Below are 22645 nucleotides of genomic sequence, written 5' to 3' on the forward strand. Positions count from 1 at the left end.
ACTCGTCACTAACTGAAATGATTTGTGTCGAAATAATCGGCTCAAATCATTTATTCACAGAAGAGTACTATTATGGTCAAAACAGTTACTCAATATGTTTCTTATTTATTTGTGTTGACCACGTTGAGTATATTATTTATTCCGTTATCGCTCTCTTCTGAGTCAACAGTTCAGGATTCCACTGTCCATAATGTAAAACCGTTTTCTAGCCAAATTACCAATGAAGCGGGAATGCATACTTTAATAAAGGAAAATAAGCGTTGTATACGGTGCCATCAAAAAAAGCGTCTGCTTAAAAATATTGATGCCATCGCTTCTGTAGGCGCACATGCCAGTACCGAGTTTTACAACAACTGTACGGCTTGTCATGGCAGAAAAGGTTCTCACCCCAAAGATTCTGATCTAGTGAGTGTGATTCCATTCGATGATCATGTCGACTTACCAATTTTCGAACAAAACCAAAAGTGTATCGCCTGTCATTCTCCAGAAAGCTTGAGGGCCCGTGAGTGGACCCACGATGTACACGCCACCAAATTAACATGTTCCAACTGCCACAATTTACATCGAGATTCAGACCCGATTATCGGTATCAGTAAGAAGTTCCGTATTGGGCTATGTGCAACCTGCCATGAAGCTATTCTGCGTGAGAAAGCGCTTAAGTCGCATCGGTAAGAAGGAGCCAGTTTTATGAGTACGACTAAATATTTAATTGGTGTGTTACTTGCTGGAGTATGCGTTCTGGTGGTCGCTGAAGATTTACCTAATCCAGATGAGCATAATCTAGCGAATATTCACCTAAAGGATGAAACATGTGCGGGGCAGTGCCATCTAGACGAAGAGCCTTCTGACGATCTTGAGTTTGAATATAACAGCTGCGTGGAGTGTCATGATGATTTTGGTCACCTCGAAGGGCGCCAGCATAATCTAAAGCACAAAGAGAGCGAGGAGATGGAGTGCGTCGAGTGTCACCTTCCTCATGAAGAATTTGATCCTAAGGATAGCTGTATAGATTGCCACGATGAAGAAGACGAGGAATTATCAGACTTTTATTCAGTTAGGCTAGAGCGCTATTTAAATACGTCTAGCCTTAATTTCTAGAAACTCATCATATTAAAATAGTAGAGCGAGTACTCTTACTTTAGATGTGATGGGTTTACTCTCTTCAACGTCTTTAAGCGGTGCGTGCTTCGCAAATATCTGCATTTTCTAGAGCTGCGTTATTCCAAAGATCGCTACATCAAAGAATAGATAAGTCTGATGCGAGCTTGGATCTATCGCTCAATGGAGCCATGTTACCCCCCTCTACGCGCTCTTGTTGCGTTCTAAGCTGTTGCTGGTCTCGGTTCCATTGGCGCGGCTGCCCGAGAGCTTTGTGTCACTCAAGCGGCGGTTAGCCAGCAGCTCAAAAGTTTAGAAGCCTTCCTCGCCTGCCACCCTTCTATAAAAAATACTCTTTTATCAGGCTCGATATTCAGCTGGTGGACTGGCCATCAACCACCCCTTGTCAGAATGTTGATATCGAACTGACTAACGGCAAGGTCGAAAGCGAAGACACCCATTGCGAGCGACTGTTTCAAGAACATTGGCAGTTGGTGTGCAGCCCTTTCAGAGAAATTACGCTCAGCAATTCAGAAGATCAAACTTGAGCAACAACCAACTCTAACAATTACGTCTAGTTTTGGTATTAGCTTGCTATCAGAAAATGAAAAGTGGAAAGACTGTGTCGATCGCGCTGATAGGGCGCTTTATCAAGCAAAGCTTAAAGGACGAAATACAATTGTGATTGAAGAGTCACATAACAATTACTCGATACCAACAAAAGCGGTAAGCAACTCCTAGTTTGACTAAGAGTTAGTTCAGTGGATACCTAGCATTCACACAAATTGTTCTTGGCATGTTTTAGCCTTAAAAGGTTTTCGTCGCGCAGAGTGATGACGAAAATCGGTAAACAAAAGTTAAAAATAAAAACGCGAGCGGTAGATTGCGATTTATGTTGGTGCTACGTTATGAGCAATTTATAACATATAAGTCATGACACATTAGACTGAGAGATAGCAGCTAACGATGAACAAGACAAAAAGATATCCGGCCAACATAGTATTCAGTTACTTAATACTGTCATCTTTATGGGTTTTATTTTCTGATCTCGCGGTTGAATCACTATCAAATGACTTGCGAGAACACGCCTTAGCACAGACAGTCAAAGGCCTGGTATTTATCATTCTAACGTCTGCTTTGTTATGGGTAATGGTTCGGAAAAATAATCGAGATTTAGAGAGCGCTAACGATCTTGATAGTGTTACTGGGCTTCATAGCCCATCCGTTTTTTATCGATATTTAAACAAAAGGCTAAAAAAGTCCCAGTCCAGTGACCATTATGTCCTCTTCTTACTCGACATTGATAACTTCAAATCTGTAGCTGATCAGATTGGGTTCGAAAATACGAATTTATTTTTAAAAGACATCGCCCGATCGATTGAACTTCCTATTGAGCATCAACCACTTTCTTCACGGGTACATTCCGATGGTTTCGCATGTTTAGTCAAACTCGATGATAAGGAAGATATTGAATCCTACATTGCTCTCGTACATCGTAGATTTAACCAATGTGCTTATCGTTATGATATCAACGCCACTTGTTGTATTGGCGCTGCTCTATTCCCCTCTGATGGAAACAATGCCAAGCAACTTATGGCATCAGCAACCCACGCCTTAACTGAAGCAAAGAAAAGCAAGAATATGATTGAGTTTCATGACCCTAAACTCACAGAGCTTGAACGTCAACGTCAAGAAATGGTGCAAGAATTACGTAAAGCGATTGATGACAAAGCGATTGATATTGTGTTTCAGCCTAAATACAACATTGAAAGTAAATTTGTCGCTGGCGTGGAAGTGTTGTCTCGTTGGACGCATGAGCGCTATGGTGTCGTTTCACCGGATATCTTTGTCGCGCTAGCAGAAGAGAATCATTTTTGTCGTGATTTGACTACGTTAGTTCTAGAGAAGACTGCGTCACAACTTAGGGCTAACGGTTTACTAGGGAATGAGCTGAATAGTGTCTCGGTCAATATTTCAGCGGTAGAGCTAAATAGCGTTGATGACATGAACCATCTGGATGAATATCTACGAAAGGATCCCGAGTTTGCTCGCTTACTTTGTCTTGAAATCACTGAAACCGCTATTTTGAAAGATATAGATCAGTGTGCAATCGCTGTTCAGACGTTAAAAAAACAAGGGGTGTCCTTTTCGATAGATGACTTTGGTGTTGGTTATACTTCTTTTGGTATATTTAGCAAATTAGATGTAGATGAAATCAAAGTCGATCGCAGTTACATCAATGGGTTAGAAGATGATTATCGTTCTAGAGCCATAACGTCTGGTATCATTGATATAGCGCGAGGGTTTGGCATTAATGTCGTGGCTGAAGGGGTTGAAAATGCTCAACAACTGTCAATTTTAAAAACGTTAAATTGCGAACAAGCCCAAGGTTATTATCTGGGCTACCCGATGTCCTCCAAACAGTTAAAAGTAAGTCTTACCCCTGAAAAAGAACCATGTTCAACAACATAACGTAATATTTTTTCATCTAAGCGGCAGGGATACAGATGACTTGTATCGAGAAGGATACTGTTAGCCTAACTATAAAAAATCCCCATTCGTTGATAAACGAATGGGGATTTTAGTTACTAGGGGGTAGTTACTTTATCAATAGTGAGCATTCACTAATTTATTGATTCTTTTAGATAGCTTTTGGCTTTAGATAACCTTTGGCTTTAAATAGCGACCATAGTCGCGGCTTTCTTCATCGCTTCCTTAGTCGAGCATTCAATTACGTTCGCGTTAGCAAAGCGGTGAGCGTCTTTCACTTGAATATCGTGAGCCAAGATAACTAGCTTCGCGTTCGCTACATCTAGGTCGCTGATGCGGTTCTGAATACCGTTTTGACCTTGAGTTTCTACCTTAATCTTAAGGCCTGCTGCTAAGCCTGCTTTCTCTAGTGCTTTCGCTGCCATGAAGGTGTGTGCAACACCTGAAGGGCAACATGTTACAGCTACGATGTCGTACTCGCCTTCGCCTGCTACAGGAGCTGTTTGAGCTTGTACTGGCGCTTCAGCCATGTCTTCATCGGTTTCAACAGCCACTGGTTTCCAGAAGCCAACGATAACGGCTGTGGTTAGTGAGCCAAGTGCAATGCCGACGACGTACATTGGAATGTTGCTTGATACAGGCGCAGTAATTAGGCCGCCCCAAGGTGCGTGCAGTAGAACGTCTGTCATGAAGCCGAATACACAGCCCACGATACCACCGGCAACGATTGAAGGGAGTACGCGCATTGGGTCATTCGCTGCGAATGGGATAGCACCCTCAGAGATACCGATAGAACCCATGATTGCTGCTGCTTTACCTGCTTCTTGCTCTTGTTTAGAGAACTTGTTTTTGAATAGGAAAGTCGCCAGTGCCATACCTAGAGGTGGCGTACAAATCGCGATGCCTACGCCGCCCATTAGCCACGGTTGTGTGTCTACTTGAGTTTGAGCAAATAGGGTCGCTACTTTGTTGATAGGGCCGCCCATATCAAACGCAGTCATACCGCCAAGGATTGTGCCTAGAACCATCTTAGATGCGCCAGCCATTGAAGCTAAGAACTCGTTCATAGAAGACATGAACAGTTTGATTGGCTCACCGATGCCCCACAATACGATACCTGCAGAGATTAAAGTGCCTAGAAGCGGGTAGATGAAGTACGCACCCAGCGCTGTCATGTTCGCAGAAAGTGGGATCTTCTTAAGCTGGAAGACGACGCCACCGGCGATAAAGCCTGCCACGATACAGCCAAGGAAGCCGCCGCCCATGTCAGCCATGATGCCAGAAGAAATCATAGCAGGAGCAAGTGCTGGTTTGTCTGCAATGGAGTAACCAATAAAGCCGCCAAGAATGATTGGGAAAAGAACAAGGCCTTTGATACCGATATTAGAGATGTCTGCCAGCAAGCCGTCGGCAGGTACTGCGCCTTTACCCGATGCCATTACCGCTAAAGCCAACAGAACACCACCGGCTACGATGAAAGGTAGCATGTGTGATGTACCAAAAAGCAGGTGACCTTTCATAGTACTGAGGATTTTTTTATAGTCGCTACTACTATTCTTATTATTAGAATGGCTACTGGTATTGGTAGCTTGATTTGCTAGGGTGCTCATAATTTTCTACGCCTTATGAATTAATTAAAATATTAAGGATTTGTTGTTCGTCTTTTGCGTTATGGATATCTTGAATAAATTCATCACTGAATTTTCCAAATAGTTCTTGTAGTACATAAATATGATGGTCAGCACCGTTATCGGGTGAGGCAATCATAAAAAATACGGTTGGATTGATGCCGTCTTCATCGCCATACTCGATACCTTCACGCTTAACACCGACAGCAATTGCGGGTTCAGTGACTGCCTTGCTTTTTGAGTGTGGGTAAGAAATGCCGTCCATTGAGGTAATGCTTTGAGATTCACGAACTTCGATGTCTGCCAAGAAGGCTTCTTTACTGCTGATTCGCTTGTTTTCAAATAACATGCCTGCCAATTCTTCAAACAGTTCTTTTTTATTTTTCGCTTGAAGGTTGTTATTAATTAAGTTGACGTTAGTTAGCTGTGTGATCATTTATTAACTCATTCACTATTGAAGTTCTTGAATTAAAATTAATGGATTAACCCGATTCGCGAAATAGCAAATAAAAGCCCTTCACTGCATATTTGTACCAAGCAAAATTAAGTGTGATTTGCATCATTAATGCAGTGTGATACGGGTCATACTTAATAGCGTTTTGATTATGTTTTGATACGCCAATAGGCTTCGTAAAAACAAAAATGCCCCGCAAAAGCAGGGCATGACCAGTGTGAGTTTATTTAGATTTTCTCAGTGCTGACTAACTGTAAGCGCGTGCAACACGCCCAACACAATCCAGTTTGTAACTCTCAGCATAAGCGGGAATGAAAACCGATTGGCCTTTCTCTATCACACAGGTTTCACCGCATTGATGGGTGAGCACCATGGATTCATCGAGCGGCAGCAAGATCTCTGCGCCCTCAGTAGTGATCTCTCTCTTATGAGAATTCTGGACGATAGAGAACTTAAAATCCTCGACGGGAATTCGGTATTCCATTACATCACCTTGCTCAACTGGGCTTAGCAGTAACCTATCCGCAGGCTTTTCATTGAATTGAGTACAAGAGACTAGTTCATTGATATCCATGTACTTAGGTGTCAACCCGGCACGAAGCACATTATCGGAATTCGCCATGATCTCTAATCCAGTCCCTTTGATGTAAGCGTGGGGCGTTTCGGCATCCAAATACATGGCTTGCCCTGGCTTTAGGGTGATCACATTCAATAGCAGCGGGGCAAACAGGCCGACATCACCCGGATACTGTTGTTCCAACTCTGAAATCAACTGGAACACAGGTGTATCTGAAAGCTTCGCCTTCATCAACAACATGGTGAGTGCCATTCCTTTTTGTTCGCCTTCCAAAGACAACAGGCTTGCGAAAAAGCACGCTAATCCATTCGGTGTTTGATCGCCCGCTAAATCGTTGATCATCGAATGCAGCTCTGGAATATCGAGGTAGTGGAAATGTTCAAGGATCTCGTCGATCGACCTAAAACCATTCATCGCCGTGTAGTCGGTTAGGGCATACACCAGTTCTGGCTTGTGATTGGCATCTTTGTAGTTACGGTTGCCCGCCGTCATTGGAATGCCTTGCTGCTCTTCGAGTGCATACCCAGATTCCGCTTGTTGCTTATTCGGGTGTACTTGAACTGAGAGCGCTTTCTCTGCTGCTAATACCTTAAACAGATACGGCAGCTCACCAAAACGACTCGCCACTTTCTCGCTTAGAAACAGGTTGAGGTTCTTGGAAATAAGGCTCGACAACGTGGTTTGCTGACCATTGTCAGTGACCATCGAACAACCATTGGGGTGGGCGCCCATCCAGATCTCCGCTTGCGGCTCACCAGATTGGTTATCAATACCAAACAGTTGGCTAAACGAAGAAGGGCTACCCCATGCGTAGTTCTGAATCACGTTGGTCATAGGGTAGAAAAAGCGTTGTACGAACGAGTCGTTCGCTAAAGAAAAATCAGACATCGAAATCACCATGAAGGGAAACATGGCTTGAGCTCTATTCGTTCCTAAAAAAAGGAGAGTAAAAGGGCTCAAGCCATTGGAGTTGAAATGGCTTAAGCCGCTGCTGTCGTTAGCTTGGCTTTGCGTAGATTTTTAAGCGCGATACAAGTCACTGCAGTCACACCCGCACCTGATGCCATGCACAGGAGTGCCAGCAGTGGGTAGTTCATTGCGCCTAGTAAAGCGACCACTGGACCACCGTGGGCAACGCTGTTGGTGATACCAAATGAGAACGCCATAACCGCTGCCGTCATTGAGCCAAGTACATTGGCAGGGATAACCGACATCGGGTCTTGAGCTGCGAAAGGAATCGCACCTTCAGAGATGCCCACCAAGCCCATCGCACCTGCTGCCTTACCCGCTTCAATTTCAGAAGACTCGAATAGGTCGAACTTACGGCCAAGTCTGGTTGCGATAGCCATACCCAGTGGAGCAACAGGAATTGCACACGCCATTGCACCCATGAATTGAGTTTGACCGCTCGCAATCATGCCGACCGAGAATAGGAATGCCACCTTGTTGAATGGGCCGCCCATATCGAAACCGGCCATGCCACCAAGGACGATGCCAAGCAGAACCACGTTGCCTGTACTCATGCTCGTTAGTAGTGCAGTAAGCGCATCCATCAGCCCAGCGATAGGTGCGCCGATAACAAAAATGAACAGACCTGCGATGAACAAAGAGCCAGTGATCGGAGCGATCATGATAGGCACAAGCGGTTGAACGAATTTGTGGTAGTTAAACGAGGTGATCCATTTAACGAAGTAACCCACTAATAGACCGGCGATGATTGCGCCAATGAAGCCAGTACCCGCGTCAGCGCCATAGAAAGAGCCGTTGTTAGCAATCCAACCACCGATAAGGCCAGGGGTTAGGGCAGGGCGGTCAGCAATCGCGTAAGCAATGTAGCCAGCCAAGATTGGGATCATCAATGTGAAGGCAACCACACCGACTTCTAGAATTTGGTTCCACATGCTGCCCGCAGGAATCGCCATGCCGGATTCACTTGGCTCGCCGCCAATGGCCAGTGCAAGTGCGATCAATAGGCCGCCAGTTACTACGAATGGGATCATGTGTGATACGCCATTCATCAAGTAACGGTAAAGGTCTGAACGCGCTTGTGAGGCTTTTTCTACAACAGATTGGTTGGTCGGCGTTTGGTCTGCTTGATAACTTGGTGCGTTGAGCGCTTGCTTAATCAAACCTTGTGCGTCTTTGATTGGTGCTTTTACGTTGGTGCTGAGGACGCGTTTTCCCGCAAAGCGCGCCATGTCGACCTGCTTGTCACAAGCCACGACAATCGCGTCAGCACGTTCGATCTCTTCTTGAGTTGGGCTGTTTTTAACACCAATAGAACCGTTGGTTTCGACCTTGATGTCGTAACCAAGTGCCGCCGCGCCTTTCTCAAGTGCTTCTGCTGCTAAATAAGTGTGTGCAACGCCAGCTGGGCAGCCTGTCACACCAATGATGAAGCCTTGCTTCTCAACGTTGGTTTCAATTGTTGATGGTTCAGGTTTAGTAAGCAGTAGTTCCAACGCCGCTTGTTCTGATTCGGCATTCATGAAGCTTTCGATAAAGCCTTCTTCAATCAGTTTTGAAGAAAGCTCTGCTAGAACTTCGATGTGATGGTTATCGCCGCCATCTGGAGAGGCAATCATAAAAAAGAGTTTGGATGGCTGACCGTCATCTGCGCCGTAGTCGATGCCCTGCTTGTGGACGCCGATCACAACCGCGGGTTTGATTACCGCGCTACTTTTCGCGTGTGGAAGGGCGATACCTTCTTCAAAGCCAGTATTACCTTGTGCTTCACGCGCCTTAATATCGGCAAGAAATTGTGTTTTATCTGAAATTCGACCCTGTGCATAAAGCACGTCTATTAGCTCTTTAAATACGTCTTCTTTTGAATTAGCGCTAAGCGAAAGCTTAATCAAATCTTGATTGATCAATGTCGTGATCATAATGAACCCCTAATACGTTTTTATTTTGTAATGGGTATTCTGGAATTGATCACTCACCTTCTGTAGTGCAGAAAAAATGCATTTACTGGATGATTGTTGCGTTCTAAAAAGAGTGTGATTTTGATCGGTATAACAGTCGATTTTAGGCCTGTCTTGACAGCGTTGATAATGCAACGAGGCTTTTATTTATAAAGGTTGTGGCGTAGTGGTTTATTTTTTAAATGGCGTTCTTTATCAGTTTCTAGACTGGATATTTATTTCTAAGACTGGATTTTTGTAACCTAGATCTCAAATTGTGATTTTGCTCAATAGCGCTATGTTTCACTAAGGGGTATATCTATTCTCGTAGCCTTATTGCTGCCCACTAGAGTTCGAATAATGATATTTCATGACTTAATCTCCTCGGTGCTAAATGAGAGAGAAGCGTTTCATAACATCTGGTTTGCTGGAGATTTTCATACGCCTTCAGCTTTTAGTTATCAGGTGAACTTTCCGCGTTTAGAGCTGGTTCTAGACGGAGAGTATATTAATGAAATGGAAAGTCATGATCGCAAGATCACTAACGTTATTGCCAAAACCGGAGATGCGATTTTCATTCCGCCTAATTGCTGGAATAAGCCTAATTGGGATACCGATTGTTCTGTGTTGAGCATGTTGTTTGGGCGTCGTCAGCTGGGTTTAAGTTTGGTGAGTAAGCGCAAAGGGGAAGAGAGCTTTTACGATATTCAAAAGCACAGTATTCAGACTCGATCTGGGTTTGCGATTGATAACATTCTAGAGGCGCTTAGCTCACTAGCAAGAGAGAGCAACAAGCAGCCTATGGATGAGTTATTGCTACAGGCTCTACTGCAATACAGTAAGTCGATGTTGGATGCGCCGGTCGAGAAGTCTCACAGCCGAGTGCAGGATGTGTATCAGGGAATTTGTATCTACATTCAAGAGAACTTCCATCGCCAAATAACCCGAGACAGCATTGCCTCACGCTTTAGTATTTCATCCAATCACTTGTCACGAATGTTCCGCCAGCAGGGCCATATGACGCTGGCAGAATACATCACACGCGTGCGAGTCGACCGTGCCAAGTTCATGCTCAAAAAGTACAACTTCAAGCTCAATGAAGTGGCGGTGCGTTGTGGCTTCAAGGACGTGAATTACTTTTGTCGAGTGTTCAAAAATCGAACAGGAAGAACACCGACACAATATCGTGGGTCAATCTAGCGAACTGTTTGTATAGGTAATCAGATCTATCCCGTTAAGAAGTACTATATAAGACGTGACGAGATATACATCAGCAACGCCTGCAAATCGACGCTGCTGCGGGTCTTCTGTAAACGCTCATTGACCTGATCATGAAGCAGGTTTCTGGTTAGATTGGTGGCCGCTACAATATGTTCTCTTTGTGGTTTGGTTGGCAGTACAAGTGCGATGGCAACGTGTACTTGGCCAATTTGAGACGCCCAATCAATCGCTTCGTCACTGACGATGACCGCGATGGAAAGATCTTTGGTCGATTCAAACATCACATGAGGTAATGCGATGCCCGGCGATACACACGTTGAAGAGCGTTCTTCTCGCTTAATGAAAGCCAGAATAAGCTCATCAGGATCGTTTGGGTGAACTAAGTGAGCGAGTCCTTTTAAGCATTCGAATTTGGTTAATTGGGTTTGTGCTTTGGCATGATGCCATTTGATCTCGCAAGGTGGGCATATCTGCGGCATACGCTGAATCAAATCGTTAGAGAACTCATGGTTTACTTGCGATCCAACCATGGCGTAATGCTCGGCGATTATGTCTTTAAGAACAAAGCACGCCAGTTCCGCATCGATACCAACAGCGGTTATCTGACACAAATCACCACGAAGTAGACCGACTTGTAACATCGCGACAGATTTGGATAGATCGGCCGTTCGATTTTGAGTGATGTTGATAATACGGATGTTACTTTTGAACTTCTTCGCCAAACGGGTGAGAGGCTGCGCAACGTGAGAATTAGCCGCTGGGTCGTCTACGAAGAAGGTGATCTGATATTCATTCATACCGAGGATTAGCTGCGACAAGGCTTCGTATCACGACAAGGTTTTAGGTCACGACAATGCTTGATAAAGACCTTTTCGACGCTTAACAGTACTTCCTCCATTGAGATCAACACGGTTTTCGCAGGATCAAATCGGTTTGGTTGTTCAATGTCGATATCGGAGACGATCAGGATTTTATCAGCCTGCACGATATCGTGATCTGTCAGTAAGTTTTCAATACCCATCGCACCTTGCGTTTCAACCTTGATTGAAACGTTGAACTTAGGGGCGGTTTTAACTAATGCATCCGCTGCCATGTAGGTATGGGCAATGCCTGTAGGGCACGCAGTTACCGCTACAATTCTCATTATTATTCTCGGCTTGTGTGGATCAGATACTATTATCCGAATCTGTGGATTTTATGGATTGCCGTTTTTAATTCAAAGGTGGACGTCACACTCTGAGTTCTTGGTTACAATTATCCAGTTAATGCACTTTTCGTCCTATATATTGAGAAGCCTTGGGTCGTTAATCTTTTCATCTCATTAACTTCTTTAGCTCATTTACTTAAATAGGCACTCGTACGAGGCAGCATATGGATATCACTAATATTATCGAGCCAGAGATTATCTGCTTGGAATTACAGGCAGACTCGAAACAGGCGGTATTTGAAGAGCTTGTTGAACTGCTCGACCGTGCCGGTAAGCTCTCGAGTAAAAGTGATTTCCTTGATGATATCTGGAAGCGTGAAGCTATAGGTAATACTGGATTTGATGATGGTATTGCGATTCCACACGCGAAAAGTAAAGCCGTAGCTAAACCTGCTGTCGCCGTTGGTATCAGTCGTTCTGGAATCGATTATGGGGCCGACGGTGGTGAATTGTCTGATGTGTTCTTCATGCTCGCTTCACCCGATAACAATGATGATCATCATATCGAGGTATTGGCTCAAATATCGACCAAACTGATTGAAGATGACTTTGTTACAAAATTAAAGGCGATGGAGTCGGTAGAGGAAGCTTTAGAGTTGTTTCTCGAAGCCAATTCTGACTCTTTCGACAGCTACGCCTCCAACTATCATGAAGTGTACATCGAGCCGCTCAGCCCTTGGGCTCAATCTCTCAATCGCCTTAAAGAACACTTGTTGTACGGCACTTCACACATGATTCCATTCGTGGTCGCGGGCGGTGTTCTATTGTCTTTATCTGTAATGATGTCTGGTCACGGTGCCGTTCCAGAGAGCGGCGTTCTGGCTGACATTGCACAAATGGGTATTGCGGGCTTAACGCTTTTTACCGCCGTGCTCGGCGGTTACATCGCGTATTCAATGGCAGACAAACCGGGTTTAGCACCAGGCATGATTGGTTCTTGGGTGGCGGTTAATCAATACAACACTGGTTTCCTTGGTGCGATTGTGGTCGGCTTTTTCGCAGGCTTTGTGGTTAATCTACTTAAGAAGATCAAGCTGCCAGACAGCATGATCTCGCTGAGCTCTATCTTCATTTATCCGCTTGTCGGCACTTTTGTTACCTGTGGGGCTGTGATGTGGGTGATTGGTGCCCCCATTGCGCAGGTGATGCTTGAGATGAATCAAATGCTGACTGGCATGGCTGGCTCAGGAAAAGTGGTGCTGGGTAGCATTCTAGGTGCAATGACCGCGTTTGATATGGGCGGCCCAATCAACAAAGTAGCCACGCTGTTTGCACAAACTCAGGTGAATACTCAGCCATGGTTAATGGGGGGTGTTGGCATTGCCATTTGTACACCCCCATTAGGTATGGCGCTGGCGACTTTCTTATCGCCGAAGAAGTTTAAACGAGACGAACGCGAAGCAGGTAAAGCAGCAGGTATTATGGGAATGATTGGCATCAGTGAAGGTGCAATCCCATTTGCAGCAGCCGATCCTGCGCGTGTTCTGCCTGCGGTTGTGGCTGGTGGCATTGTCGGTAACGTGGTTGGCTTTATGTTCCATGTAGTAAACCATGCTCCTTGGGGGGGCTGGATTGTTTTGCCTGTGGTTGATGGCAAGATTGGCTACATTGTTGGGACGTTAGCGGGTGCACTGACGACGGCTGCGATCGTGATACTGCTTAAAAAGAATGTGGTTGAAGATGAGTCTCGCTCTAATCAATTTGCGGGTGGTTCGGTAACGGAAGAAGGGCAAGCTGATGTACTTGCTATTACTTCTTGCCCGTCAGGTGTCGCGCACACTTTTCTGGCGGCTAAGTCTTTGGAAAAGGCGGCGCATCATCTTGGGGTTCGGATAAAAGTCGAAACACAAGGTGCAAACGGGATAGGCAATCGCATTACACAAAAAGATATTGAAAAAGCTAGGCTAGTGATTTTTGCTCACGATGTGGCAATCAAAGAAGTCGAGCGCTTTGCGAACGTTAAAACCTTAGATGTCAGCACCAAAGAAGCCATGCTTAATGCACAGGCGTTAATCATGAGGAAAGTATAAAAGTAATCGGCTTTTGAGATTGGCTGAAAAGCGATAAATAAAAAGACGCCCAAGTATTGATAATAATACTTGGGCGTCTTTTTATATGGTCTGAACTTATATAAGTTCAGCCTCTAAAAAGGGTGGTACTTAAATACGTCCTCAACCATCGAGTTGAGTAATTCGATGTCGTCGCATGTTTTCGCATAGGTACGCAGACCCGCGATCTGAACCTGAACATGTCGAGCAAGCTGAGCGGGTTCTCGCTCTTTGCTTATCTCACCTAGATCTTGTGATTCAGCTATCAACTTGGCGAATTCACCTTCCATGATCTTTAATGATTTCTTCGCTTCTGCTAATAATTCTGCGTGCTCGTTAGTCAGTTCAGCAACCGTTTTAGCTAACATGCACATGCCGTTAGGAGAGCTCTGTTTAGATTCGACAACGGCACGCTTTACGAAGTTTTCGAGCGCTTTGATTGGAGAATCCGTTTCACTGCGAAAGCGATTCAGATTTAGGATGCCAAGTTCGGTATAACGAGCCAATGTTTCTTTAAACAGTCCTTCTTTGCTGCCAAACGTCGCGTAGATGCTTCCCGGACGCATATCAATCACGTCTTGCAGGTTGCGCATAGAAGTCGCGTGAAAGCCCTTTTCCCAATACAGGTTAGTTGCTTTGTCTACTACATCTTGTCTATCGAACTTCGCTGTCTTGGCCATAACATCTACTTCATTAATCTGAACATATGTTCAATATTTTATGCTGAACGCCCGTTCTAGTAAAGAAGAGCCAGCAAGAAAGTAAGCCGCTTAGTTTAGTTATTTGCTAAGTATTTGAAATAAAGTGGCCAGTGTGTAGCCACAAGGCTGTAATTTACGCGTCGACTACTTCTACAGTTTTATGTTGCGCGCCGTAATAGGTGCCTTCATCAATGGTATACATTAGAGTTTCATCGCATTCTGGGCAGTTGAATTCTTCGTTGGGTTCAATTGCTGCCTCTTCTACCCACTCCCATCCAATGTTTTCTTCGCAAGCAGGACAATTCATAAAACCTCTAATTATGCATCTACGTTAATTTTAAGAGCTCGGCATTATACATATTTGATGTTGAATTTATAGATGATCGCGAGTGCATTACTTGGTAAGGATTATACTGCGAGTGCCGATCTACCTCTTTATGGTTATGCAAAAACTGTCAATTTTTAGTCACTCCGCCAATAAAATGTTGTTGCACGCATTTGTATGGCTACTAAGGTTGCATAGCTTGCAGTTTTATAAATAAATCAATGAGTTTTGTAAGGTTAAGTGTTAGATTTATCGATTGCCGTCGATATAGAACGGTAATTGTTAAAACTGAATAATTATATGATCTCAACAAGAGCATGCCGGTTTAGAAGTGTGTCTAATTACATGACAGATAGAGATTTGTTAGCTGCTAGGGAATAAAAATGAAATTATCCGATATGTCTTTTAAGCAAAAAATCATTGCTTTGCTTATTTTGCCGATCTTAGGGTTTCTATGGCTCAGTGTTTCTGCGATTTCAAAAGGCGTAGAAACGACGAGTGAAATGTCATCATTGAATCAACTGACACGCTTGTCGGTTGTTTACAGTGAATTGGTACATGAGTTGCAAAAAGAGCGAGGCATGACGGCTGGCTTTATCGGCTCTCAAGGCACTCAATTTGTGAGTGAATTACGTTCACAACGTACTAGTGCGGATAGTCGACGTGATCAGAGAAACGAATACTGGCAGTCGGCTGATATCGATCTGCCACAGATCAATCGCTTGAACAGTGAAATAAGCCAAAGCCTTAATCAAATAACCACGATTCGAAACCGAGTGGATTCTCAATCAATTCCACTCTCTGAGGCGTTAGGTTACTACACAAAACTGAATGCAAAACTGCTTAGTGTATCGGCTTTGATTGCGGAACTGAGCTCAGACTCGACGATTACTACTGAAACCATCGCTTACTACAATTTCTTGCAAGGTAAAGAGCGAGCTGGTATCGAGCGTGCTGTCCTCAACAACACCTTTTCTAAAAATGAATTTGGCCCAGGTATGTTGGTTAAATTCATCTCTTTGGTGACTGAGCAAAATACCTATTTCTCGAACTTTGAAGTTCTGGGTAACCCAGACAATATTCGCTTTTTTGAACAACAATTGAATGACCGCTCGGTCGCGGAAGTCGAGAAGCTTCGTGATGTGGCTGAATCGAAAATGAGCGGATTTGATGTCGACCCTGTCTATTGGTTCGCGCAATCAACGGCGCGCATTGTTCAGCTGAAGAAGACCGAGAACCAACTGGCAGACTCTCTTATTGCATTGACTGATCAGAAAACTCAGCAAGCTCAATCAGCAATGATGGGCAGTATCACGATGTTTGTTGTGATTACTTTGTTTGCAACCTTTGTCAGTTTCAAAGCCATTACAGACCTAACCACTCGAGTCAAAGACCTGAATTTAGTGCTTTCAAAGGTTCGTGATGACAATGACCTAACGGTTCGCGCAACTTACTTGGGTGAGAGCGAGCTTGGTCAGATATCTTCATCGCTTAACGAAACGTTAGAGAAGTTCTCTCAGGTGATCGATAACTTGTCTCAATCAAGCTTAACACTCGCTTCGGCAGCAGAAGAGACGGCGCAAACTTGCCAATACAACTCCAATACATTAGTTGAGCAACAAGACCAAATTGGGCTGATTGCAACGGCAACTGAAGAGCTTTCGGCAACCGTGAATGAAGTCGCGGCTAAAACGCAGCAAACGGCAACTTCGGCGAAAATGGTGGATCAACAGTCACAAGAGGGCTTGAGCACAGTTCAACACTCTTATGAATCGATTGAAATCTTGGCATCTGAGATTAACGGCTTAGCTGAGAAAATTACCCACCTACACGAAAGCAGCAATAACATTAACAGCGTTATCGATGTGATTAAGTCGGTTGCTGATCAAACCAACTTGTTAGCACTAAACGCAGCGATCGAAGCGGCACGTGCAGGTGAACAAGGTCGTGGTTTCGCGGTGGTTGCTGATGAAGTTCGTACATTGGCTCAACGCACTCAAGAGTCGACGTTGGAAATTGAAGGCTTCATTAGTTCGCTACAGTCTGATGTTCAAACGGCGTTCAATGTGATTGAGAACAGTAAGAAAATGTCATCAAGAGCGGTTGAAGATTCGCGAGAAGTAGAACAAACGCTACAAGATATTTCTAGTGCTGTGAGCGAGATATTCAGCATGACAGAGCAGATTGCAACGGCAACAGAAGAGCAAGCGGTCGTGACACAAGACATTGCTCAGAACGTGGTGGCGGTTGAGCAGAAGTCGACCGAATCGACGACGGGCGCGACTCAAATTGCAGCAACAGCCAAAGAACAAGCAGAATTGGCAACATCACTGAAAGAACTCTCGAATACGTTTAAGAGTTAGCATCTCAGAGCTAGAAGCTTTCTATCTTATATAAAAAATGTCCCGCCTAGTGCGGGACATTTTTTTAGGAATTAAAACGATCAGTAGAGTCGCTTAGAGCTCGAATAGTACATCAGTACGAATAATGTATTTTGTCCCAGAAAGTATCGGTGCTGAGCCGTGTATACAATGGGCAGGGTGAGTACCGTGAGGAAAACAAAGCACGCTGCCGCTCGGTGTTCTAACCGATTCTATATCTGCACTCTCATGATGATGCCCTTGACGACGAGCAGGCTTACTCGGGTCATCATGGCTAACCATGAATTGAGTTTCGCCACCGACGAAATCATCACTCAAGAGAAGCAAAAAGGTATACATGCTCCAACGGTCGCCAAAAGAGTCATCGATCAGTTCTCCATCGACAACTTGACTACCGGGCCAAGAGCCATCGGTGTGCATTTTAAAGAAATCCCCTTCATCGTAGCGATAAAATCGAAAACGACCGTTGATTCCAAGTGGTTTCACACCAGCAAAATGGTCGTACTTATCAACGAAATGATCTTTGCAACGCTTCCAAATAATGTCGAGGGTTTCAGTATCCGCGATCAAGTTGAGATTCTGATTGTGACGAACTTCTCTCGGTAAAGAAACTGCGGCATCTTCTGTAAAACCAAGTTGGTTGACTTCATCGAGTATGCGCTTAACCTCTTCAGGAAGAAGCACATCTCTTAGTTGGAAAGCACCCGGTACATTGTTTACTTCAACGCGTGTCACCGCGTTTACGTGGTTATCAAGTGCAAATGGATTAGCCGATTTTGGTGCCCATACTGGTAGGTCACTGCGCTGAGTGCCTGATTCTCGTCTAACAACGTAGAAGTTCTGTTCGTTATTCATCATGAATCCTTATTTTGAAACCACTTTTACTTGTGCAAACTGACGGTGCCCGTCAACCGAGCCGTGGTAACCAAGGCCACTCTGTTTCGCACCCACCCATGGAGCATCACCACTGCCGCCTTGTCCTTGATTAATGCCAACCATGCCAGCATCAAGTTCATCAGCAACGTCATTGACACTTTGGTTTCCGAACACCACGGCACCCAACCCATACTCGCTGTTGTTAGCGCGCTCAATCGCATCTTCAATGTTAGAGTAGCGACTGATAGCGACCACTGGCCCAAAAGTCTCTTCTGTTTCTAACTTCATTTCAGGAGTCATTCCAGTGATAACAGTAGGGCGGATATAACGCTCTGGTTGTTCAATCCCGCCTAGAAGGAAAGTTGCTCCTTTTTGCTGTGCGTCTTTTAGTTGATCCGCGATTTTTCCATGTTGCGTGGCATTGATGATTGGTCCTATGTTTACGTTAGGCATATCCCACGGGCCAATCTGGTACATATTGGCGATCTCAGTAACACGTTGTTCGAATTTATCGGCGATTCGCTCATCAACATAAATACGTTCGATGGACGTACACATTTGCCCTGAGTTCTCAAAGCTGCCCGCGACGGCAAAACGTGCTGCTTGCTCTAAGTTAGCATCGCGCATCACTATCATAGGGTCTTTGCCGCCTAGCTCCATTACAAGGCGTTTCACTTTGCTTGCTGCACGAACCATGATGTCTTGGCCTGCTGCTTTAGAACCCGTGAACGCAATCATTTGAATATCACCTTCAACTAAAGCCTTACCCGTTTCGCGGTCGCCATGCAAAATTGTTAATACGCCTTCGGGTAGGTGTTTCTGTAGCTCACCAAAGAATGCTTGAGCGATAAGAGGGGTCTCTTCAGAAGGTTTTAGAATCACGGTATTACCCGCGACTAACGCAGGCACGATGAGGTTATTTGCCATCATCACCGGGTAGTTCCAAGGAGAGATTACACCGACAACCCCAAGTGGGCGATATTGAAGCTCTGTTGACCCCGACAATTTGCGAGTGTTGAGCGCGCGCTGTGCTTCTTCTGCATAATGCTGACCCATATAAATCGCGCCTGTTGCTTCGCCAATCGCACGACCAATATCTTTACCCATTTCGCGGGCAAGTAATTCTGAGAAGGAGTCTGCATGCTGATCAAGGTGTTGGTAAGCTCTAATAATGGTTCGCACGCGCTCATTTATCGGGAGTTTTCTCCATGCTTTTTGTGCTGCCTTTGATTGGCGAATCGTTTGAACTACTTCATCTCTAGAGGCGTTATTGACCTCACCAAGCAGTTCTCCATTACTAGGATTAAAAGATTGAATAGACTTGCTCATGTTTACCAACTCCGTTTAATTTTTCGTATATTTTTTCTATTTAATGACACATCTGAATAGCTAGATATCGAGAAATCTCGATATCTAATCTTCTGAAAATAGATAAGATTAAAATGGGCGGCGTTATCCACCCAGTCTGTTTTGATTCTGCTTGTTAGAGTGAGTTAGATAACTCTTTTAAAAACGTCTCGATGTATTCGTCATTACGCTTGTAGTACGTCCACGAGCCAATGCGTTTTGAAGTAACCAGCTTTGCACGTTGCAAGTTAGAGAGATAAGACGAGACGGTCGATTGGGATAAGCCACTTTTCTCTTGAATAATGCTGACACATACCCCTTCAACGTCGGTATCAACAAGTTGTTTCTCTAGGTTAAAGTGCTCATGCGGCGACTTTAGCCAGTGAAGAATATCCCTTCGTACTGGGTTGTTGATTGATTTTAAAACTTCATTCATATCTGACATGGCGTTTGGCTGCTGTTTTCGATTAACGTGAAATATACTCTTTAAAGTAAGATATCGCAATATCTCGATATCCTGATTTAGCTTCATTGAGGTAAGAATGTCATTCACGCTTATCGTCGGCGTGTTGATTTTCATCGTTAAGTTCTAGGTTCTCATTCTATGCTTTAAGAACCAAGAACCAAGAACTAAAGCGCTTGTCCGTTAACCGACAATTTCACATCAATGTTGCCACGAACTGCATTTGAATATGGGCAGACTTGGTGAGCCGTTTTCACAAGCGTAACAGCTTGTTCCTGATCTAAATCGAGTTCAACGGCTAGTGAAACGGTTAAAGCAAAGCCACCATTCTCATTTGGACCAATGCCTACCGTTGCAGTCGTTGGCGCCGATGCGATTTTGATTTTCATCTCTTTTGCTACGTGAAGTAGAGCATTTGAGAAACACGCAGAGTAGCCCGCAGCAAACAGTTGTTCAGGGTTGGTCGCTTCACCTGTACCGCCCATCTCTTTAGGGTAGCTCAACGCCACTGAAAGCAGATTGTCATCAGTTGATACTTGGCCATTACGACCTGCTGTTGCTGTTGCAGAAGTTGTGTAGAGTGTTGTCATTGTTTTCGTCCTTATTTGAATTGTGTAAAATTAAATTGCGCACAACTTAATTTTAAAGCTAGCTTAATTGATAAAATTTGAGCGCGCAAGTATATTGTGCACAATTTAATTTATTGGTGAGGTGATCATGAGCGACAAAGATGACTATCTAAAGCTGGATAATCAGGTGTGTTTTGCGTTGTATAGTGCGTCGAATGCAATGAGTAGGGCGTATCAACCTTTACTGAAAGCGCTTGATCTTACTTACTTGCAGTACATTGTGATGATGGTGCTTTGGGAAGAAAAAGAGATAAATGTCAAAGCGCTAGGCGCAAAAACGCATTTAGATTCTGGCACCTTGACGCCACTACTCAAGCGTTTGGAAGCGAAAGGTTATGTGCTTAGAACTCGCAGTGCTGAAGATGAACGAGTTCGAGTTATCACGTTGACACCTGCAGGGGTCGATCTCAAAGAACAAGCGCAAACCGTGCCAGTCGAGATGCTGTGTCTCTCCAAGATGAACGAAGATGAGCTTAAATCATTAAAAGCACAGTGTGAGCAATTGCTTGGTAACTTGACCAAATGAGAGAGGGCTTTTAGTTCTCGGCAATGATAATCAGAAAATGAAAAAGCCCATAAGCCTTACTACTAATTAGCGGTCATTGCTAATCCAGAGTAATGCTCACGGGCTTTTTGGTATCGACTATCGTTTAAATGGTCACTAGATATTGTATTAGTTTGAGAATTAACCCATAAACCAAGAGATAAAAATCAACGCACCAAAACCAAATGTTGCGATAAGTGCCGTGTCGCCACCGGCTGCGGTATAGCTGCCTTGAGTCTGTAGGTGAGGAAAGTCTGGCCTACGAACTTTAACCACCATTGCAAGTGGCCCCCAGATAGCTAAGAACACCAACACCATCCCCGCGTAATCCAACATGCTCACGAATTGGCTAGCGAATAACTCAGCTAATACCAAAGGTAGAACGAAGGTTAGGGCATAAGCCAATGCTTTGTTGCTGGTGACTGCATCTTTGTTTTGGTCATACAGCGCCATAGACACACCAAGGAAAGATGTCACCAATGCCAATACTGAGAACAGCGCAATCACTACTTTCAGCCAAGAAGACTGTCCGCTAAACGCCGAGATCAGTTCTGAAATGTTATGGAATTGGCTGATAGCGTCTGTACCAAGGTTACCGATAATTGCGAATAACCAAGTGAGGTAGCAGATTAGTGGAATAACAGAGCCTAGCAGAATCATATTGCGGATCTGCTTTTGAGTCGCTTCTCGGTTGTATATAACCAGTGACGGAATCACCACCATAGAGGCAAAGCTGGTAAAGATAACTGCGCTGTACTGCACCACGTCATTAGCTGTGTATTTGCTAGCTTGAGTCAGGTAATCAAGGCGAGTGTTGCTAAACAAAGAGGCGATAACGATAAGCAGCATCACCACCATCGTGATGAATAAACCGCGATTTAGTTTGTCGATATACGACTTACCCGCCACCACAATCACACCCATTAATAGGCTGAAAACGGTATAAGCAGCGGATGCAGAGATGTCTACGCCGACATCGAGCAGTAGCTTATGAATGATGTCGCCGACACCCAAGATATAAGCGATGAGCATGCACACCAACAGCAAGTAAAAGAGTGCATTGATAAAGTGTTTACCTTTGCTGCCCAAAGTCAGGTAAGCAACACTGCTCATTCCACTGTTGTCTTTGGTTTTGGTGCACGCTTCTGCGAGGAGGAGTGCTGAGTAGGTGGTGCCAATAAAGATAAGTAGCATAAGCACTGAGCTGATCATGAAGCCAAATTGGGCCAACACCATGGGAATGGCAAGCATACCAGCCCCTAATGCAGTTCCTGAAAGAATCAAAGAACTGCCGAATAATTTCATATTCAAAAAAACAACCTCGAGGTGTCCAATTAATTTTTAGTTGGATTGTAAATATTTGTTGCCAAGACTAACAAATTACTCAGTAAAGTTAGGGGTTAAATTCTAATAAATTTTGAATTTTTCTAAAAAAGTTACGAAGCAATTTGCGAAGAGTATGGTTGGGTTAATTAGGTGTTCGGCAGGTGAATTGTTTTAGCCTTTTGATAACCTTTGTAAATTAATCGACGTTCAATAACTCGCACTACACCTCTGATTAAGACATGCCTTTATTTCAGAAAAACTCAGTCCAAATCTTGCTTATCTAGTGAATCTCTGTCGGATTTTTATATCTAGCACAGCTCATTTGATGAGCTCCAATCAATATACTTCTTAGGAGAGCGTGGGGGTTTGTCGTAAATGGAAAGATCCGTTGTCGTAGATACCACTCGGTAGTTTGGCGTTTCGCTCT

The 22645-nt window shown here is 44.3% G+C and carries 20 protein-coding genes and 2 pseudogenes; 9 read left to right on the forward strand and 13 right to left on the reverse strand.

Annotated elements, in window-relative coordinates; all coding sequences use genetic code 11:
* The first annotated feature begins 72 nt into the window (after window positions 1-72).
* The 5 genes and pseudogenes from AC3CID_RS16445 (at window position 73) to AC3CID_RS16465 (ending at window position 3570) form a co-directional block, all read left to right on the forward strand.
* Window positions 73-672, forward strand: coding sequence for a cytochrome C (locus tag AC3CID_RS16445; protein ID WP_488527719.1), 600 nt, complete (start codon window positions 73-75; stop codon window positions 670-672).
* Window positions 673-687: 15 nt separating this feature from the next.
* On the forward strand, window positions 688-1098 hold the full coding sequence (locus AC3CID_RS16450; RefSeq protein ID WP_114635682.1) for a cytochrome c3 family protein: 411 nt from the start codon (window positions 688-690) through the stop codon (window positions 1096-1098).
* Between the two features lie 249 nt (window positions 1099-1347).
* A pseudogene (locus tag AC3CID_RS16455) lies at window positions 1348-1604 on the forward strand (LysR substrate-binding domain-containing protein); the annotation flags it as partial.
* A pseudogene (locus AC3CID_RS16460) lies at window positions 1597-1839 on the forward strand (diguanylate cyclase domain-containing protein); the annotation flags it as partial. The pseudogenes AC3CID_RS16455 and AC3CID_RS16460, both read left to right, overlap by 8 nt.
* 225 nt (window positions 1840-2064) lie before the next feature.
* Window positions 2065-3570, forward strand: coding sequence for a putative bifunctional diguanylate cyclase/phosphodiesterase (locus tag AC3CID_RS16465; RefSeq protein ID WP_488527720.1), 1506 nt, complete (start codon window positions 2065-2067; stop codon window positions 3568-3570).
* A 203-nt stretch (window positions 3571-3773) separates the two neighbouring features.
* On the opposite strand, the gene AC3CID_RS16470 is transcribed toward AC3CID_RS16465, so the two are convergent.
* The 4 genes from AC3CID_RS16470 to AC3CID_RS16485 form a co-directional block, all read right to left on the reverse strand.
* The gene (locus AC3CID_RS16470; RefSeq protein WP_488527721.1) at window positions 3774-5198 is read right to left on the reverse strand and encodes a PTS fructose transporter subunit IIBC; all 1425 of its coding nucleotides are present in this window, start codon (window positions 5196-5198) and stop codon (window positions 3774-3776) included.
* Between the two features lie 13 nt (window positions 5199-5211).
* Window positions 5212-5652 (reverse strand): PTS sugar transporter subunit IIA, encoded by a 441-nt coding sequence (locus AC3CID_RS16475; protein WP_488527722.1) that lies wholly within the window; start codon window positions 5650-5652, stop codon window positions 5212-5214.
* A gap of 265 nt (window positions 5653-5917) precedes the next feature.
* Window positions 5918-7135, reverse strand: a complete 1218-nt coding sequence (manA, locus tag AC3CID_RS16480) for a mannose-6-phosphate isomerase, class I (protein WP_065206329.1) — start codon at window positions 7133-7135, stop codon at window positions 5918-5920.
* A 92-nt stretch (window positions 7136-7227) separates the two neighbouring features.
* Window positions 7228-9132, reverse strand: a complete 1905-nt coding sequence (locus AC3CID_RS16485; protein ID WP_054546246.1) for a PTS fructose transporter subunit IIABC — start codon at window positions 9130-9132, stop codon at window positions 7228-7230.
* 378 nt (window positions 9133-9510) lie between these two features.
* On the opposite strand from AC3CID_RS16485, the gene AC3CID_RS16490 reads away from it, so the two are divergent.
* Window positions 9511-10350: a helix-turn-helix transcriptional regulator gene (locus AC3CID_RS16490; RefSeq protein ID WP_146455526.1), complete on the forward strand. Its 840-nt coding sequence runs from the start codon at window positions 9511-9513 to the stop codon at window positions 10348-10350.
* A gap of 44 nt (window positions 10351-10394) precedes the next feature.
* On the opposite strand, the gene AC3CID_RS16495 is transcribed toward AC3CID_RS16490, so the two are convergent.
* Together AC3CID_RS16495 and AC3CID_RS16500 are read right to left on the reverse strand one after the other, a co-directional pair.
* Window positions 10395-11168 (reverse strand): PTS sugar transporter subunit IIA, encoded by a 774-nt coding sequence (locus AC3CID_RS16495; RefSeq protein WP_054546248.1) that lies wholly within the window; start codon window positions 11166-11168, stop codon window positions 10395-10397.
* An 8-nt stretch (window positions 11169-11176) separates the two neighbouring features.
* Window positions 11177-11515 carry a PTS fructose transporter subunit IIB gene (locus AC3CID_RS16500; RefSeq protein WP_017074509.1) on the reverse strand — a complete coding sequence of 113 codons (339 nt, stop codon included), beginning with the start codon at window positions 11513-11515 and terminating at the stop codon, window positions 11177-11179.
* Window positions 11516-11742: 227 nt separating this feature from the next.
* On the opposite strand from AC3CID_RS16500, the gene AC3CID_RS16505 reads away from it, so the two are divergent.
* Entirely contained in the window at window positions 11743-13608 is a 1866-nt protein-coding gene (locus AC3CID_RS16505; protein ID WP_135457037.1) for a fructose-specific PTS transporter subunit EIIC, read from the forward strand.
* Between the two features lie 113 nt (window positions 13609-13721).
* Here the strand turns inward: AC3CID_RS16505 and AC3CID_RS16510 are convergent, their stop codons facing one another.
* A complete protein-coding gene (locus tag AC3CID_RS16510; protein ID WP_479273027.1) occupies window positions 13722-14306 on the reverse strand; it encodes a TetR/AcrR family transcriptional regulator in 585 nt (194 codons plus the stop codon).
* 154 nt (window positions 14307-14460) lie between these two features.
* Window positions 14461-14634, reverse strand: a complete 174-nt coding sequence (locus tag AC3CID_RS16515) for a hypothetical protein (RefSeq protein WP_162838716.1) — start codon at window positions 14632-14634, stop codon at window positions 14461-14463.
* A 401-nt stretch (window positions 14635-15035) separates the two neighbouring features.
* Here AC3CID_RS16515 and AC3CID_RS16520 point away from each other — a divergent pair, with 401 nt between their 5' ends.
* Window positions 15036-17015: a methyl-accepting chemotaxis protein gene (locus tag AC3CID_RS16520; protein ID WP_488527723.1), complete on the forward strand. Its 1980-nt coding sequence runs from the start codon at window positions 15036-15038 to the stop codon at window positions 17013-17015.
* Window positions 17016-17108: 93 nt separating this feature from the next.
* On the opposite strand, the gene AC3CID_RS16525 is transcribed toward AC3CID_RS16520, so the two are convergent.
* The 4 genes from AC3CID_RS16525 to ohr all read right to left on the reverse strand — a co-directional run bounded on the left by AC3CID_RS16525 (window position 17109) and on the right by ohr (window position 20309).
* Window positions 17109-17888 carry a 2OG-Fe(II) oxygenase family protein gene (locus AC3CID_RS16525; RefSeq protein WP_488527724.1) on the reverse strand — a complete coding sequence of 260 codons (780 nt, stop codon included), beginning with the start codon at window positions 17886-17888 and terminating at the stop codon, window positions 17109-17111.
* Between the two features lie 9 nt (window positions 17889-17897).
* The gene (locus AC3CID_RS16530; protein ID WP_488527725.1) at window positions 17898-19238 is read right to left on the reverse strand and encodes an aldehyde dehydrogenase family protein; all 1341 of its coding nucleotides are present in this window, start codon (window positions 19236-19238) and stop codon (window positions 17898-17900) included.
* Window positions 19239-19392: 154 nt separating this feature from the next.
* Window positions 19393-19701, reverse strand: coding sequence for an ArsR/SmtB family transcription factor (locus AC3CID_RS16535; protein WP_029225261.1), 309 nt, complete (start codon window positions 19699-19701; stop codon window positions 19393-19395).
* Between the two features lie 185 nt (window positions 19702-19886).
* Window positions 19887-20309 carry an organic hydroperoxide reductase Ohr gene (ohr, locus tag AC3CID_RS16540; RefSeq protein WP_135457044.1) on the reverse strand — a complete coding sequence of 141 codons (423 nt, stop codon included), beginning with the start codon at window positions 20307-20309 and terminating at the stop codon, window positions 19887-19889.
* A gap of 127 nt (window positions 20310-20436) precedes the next feature.
* Between ohr and ohrR the strand changes: the two genes are divergently transcribed.
* On the forward strand, window positions 20437-20874 hold the full coding sequence (gene ohrR / locus AC3CID_RS16545) for a transcriptional regulator OhrR (protein ID WP_171314354.1): 438 nt from the start codon (window positions 20437-20439) through the stop codon (window positions 20872-20874).
* Between the two features lie 159 nt (window positions 20875-21033).
* On the opposite strand, the gene AC3CID_RS16550 is transcribed toward ohrR, so the two are convergent.
* Window positions 21034-22197 carry an amino acid permease gene (locus tag AC3CID_RS16550; protein WP_171314391.1) on the reverse strand — a complete coding sequence of 388 codons (1164 nt, stop codon included), beginning with the start codon at window positions 22195-22197 and terminating at the stop codon, window positions 21034-21036.
* Window positions 22198-22645 lie beyond the last annotated feature (448 nt).

This window comes from Vibrio sp. QJM3NY_21 (assembly GCF_057785975.1).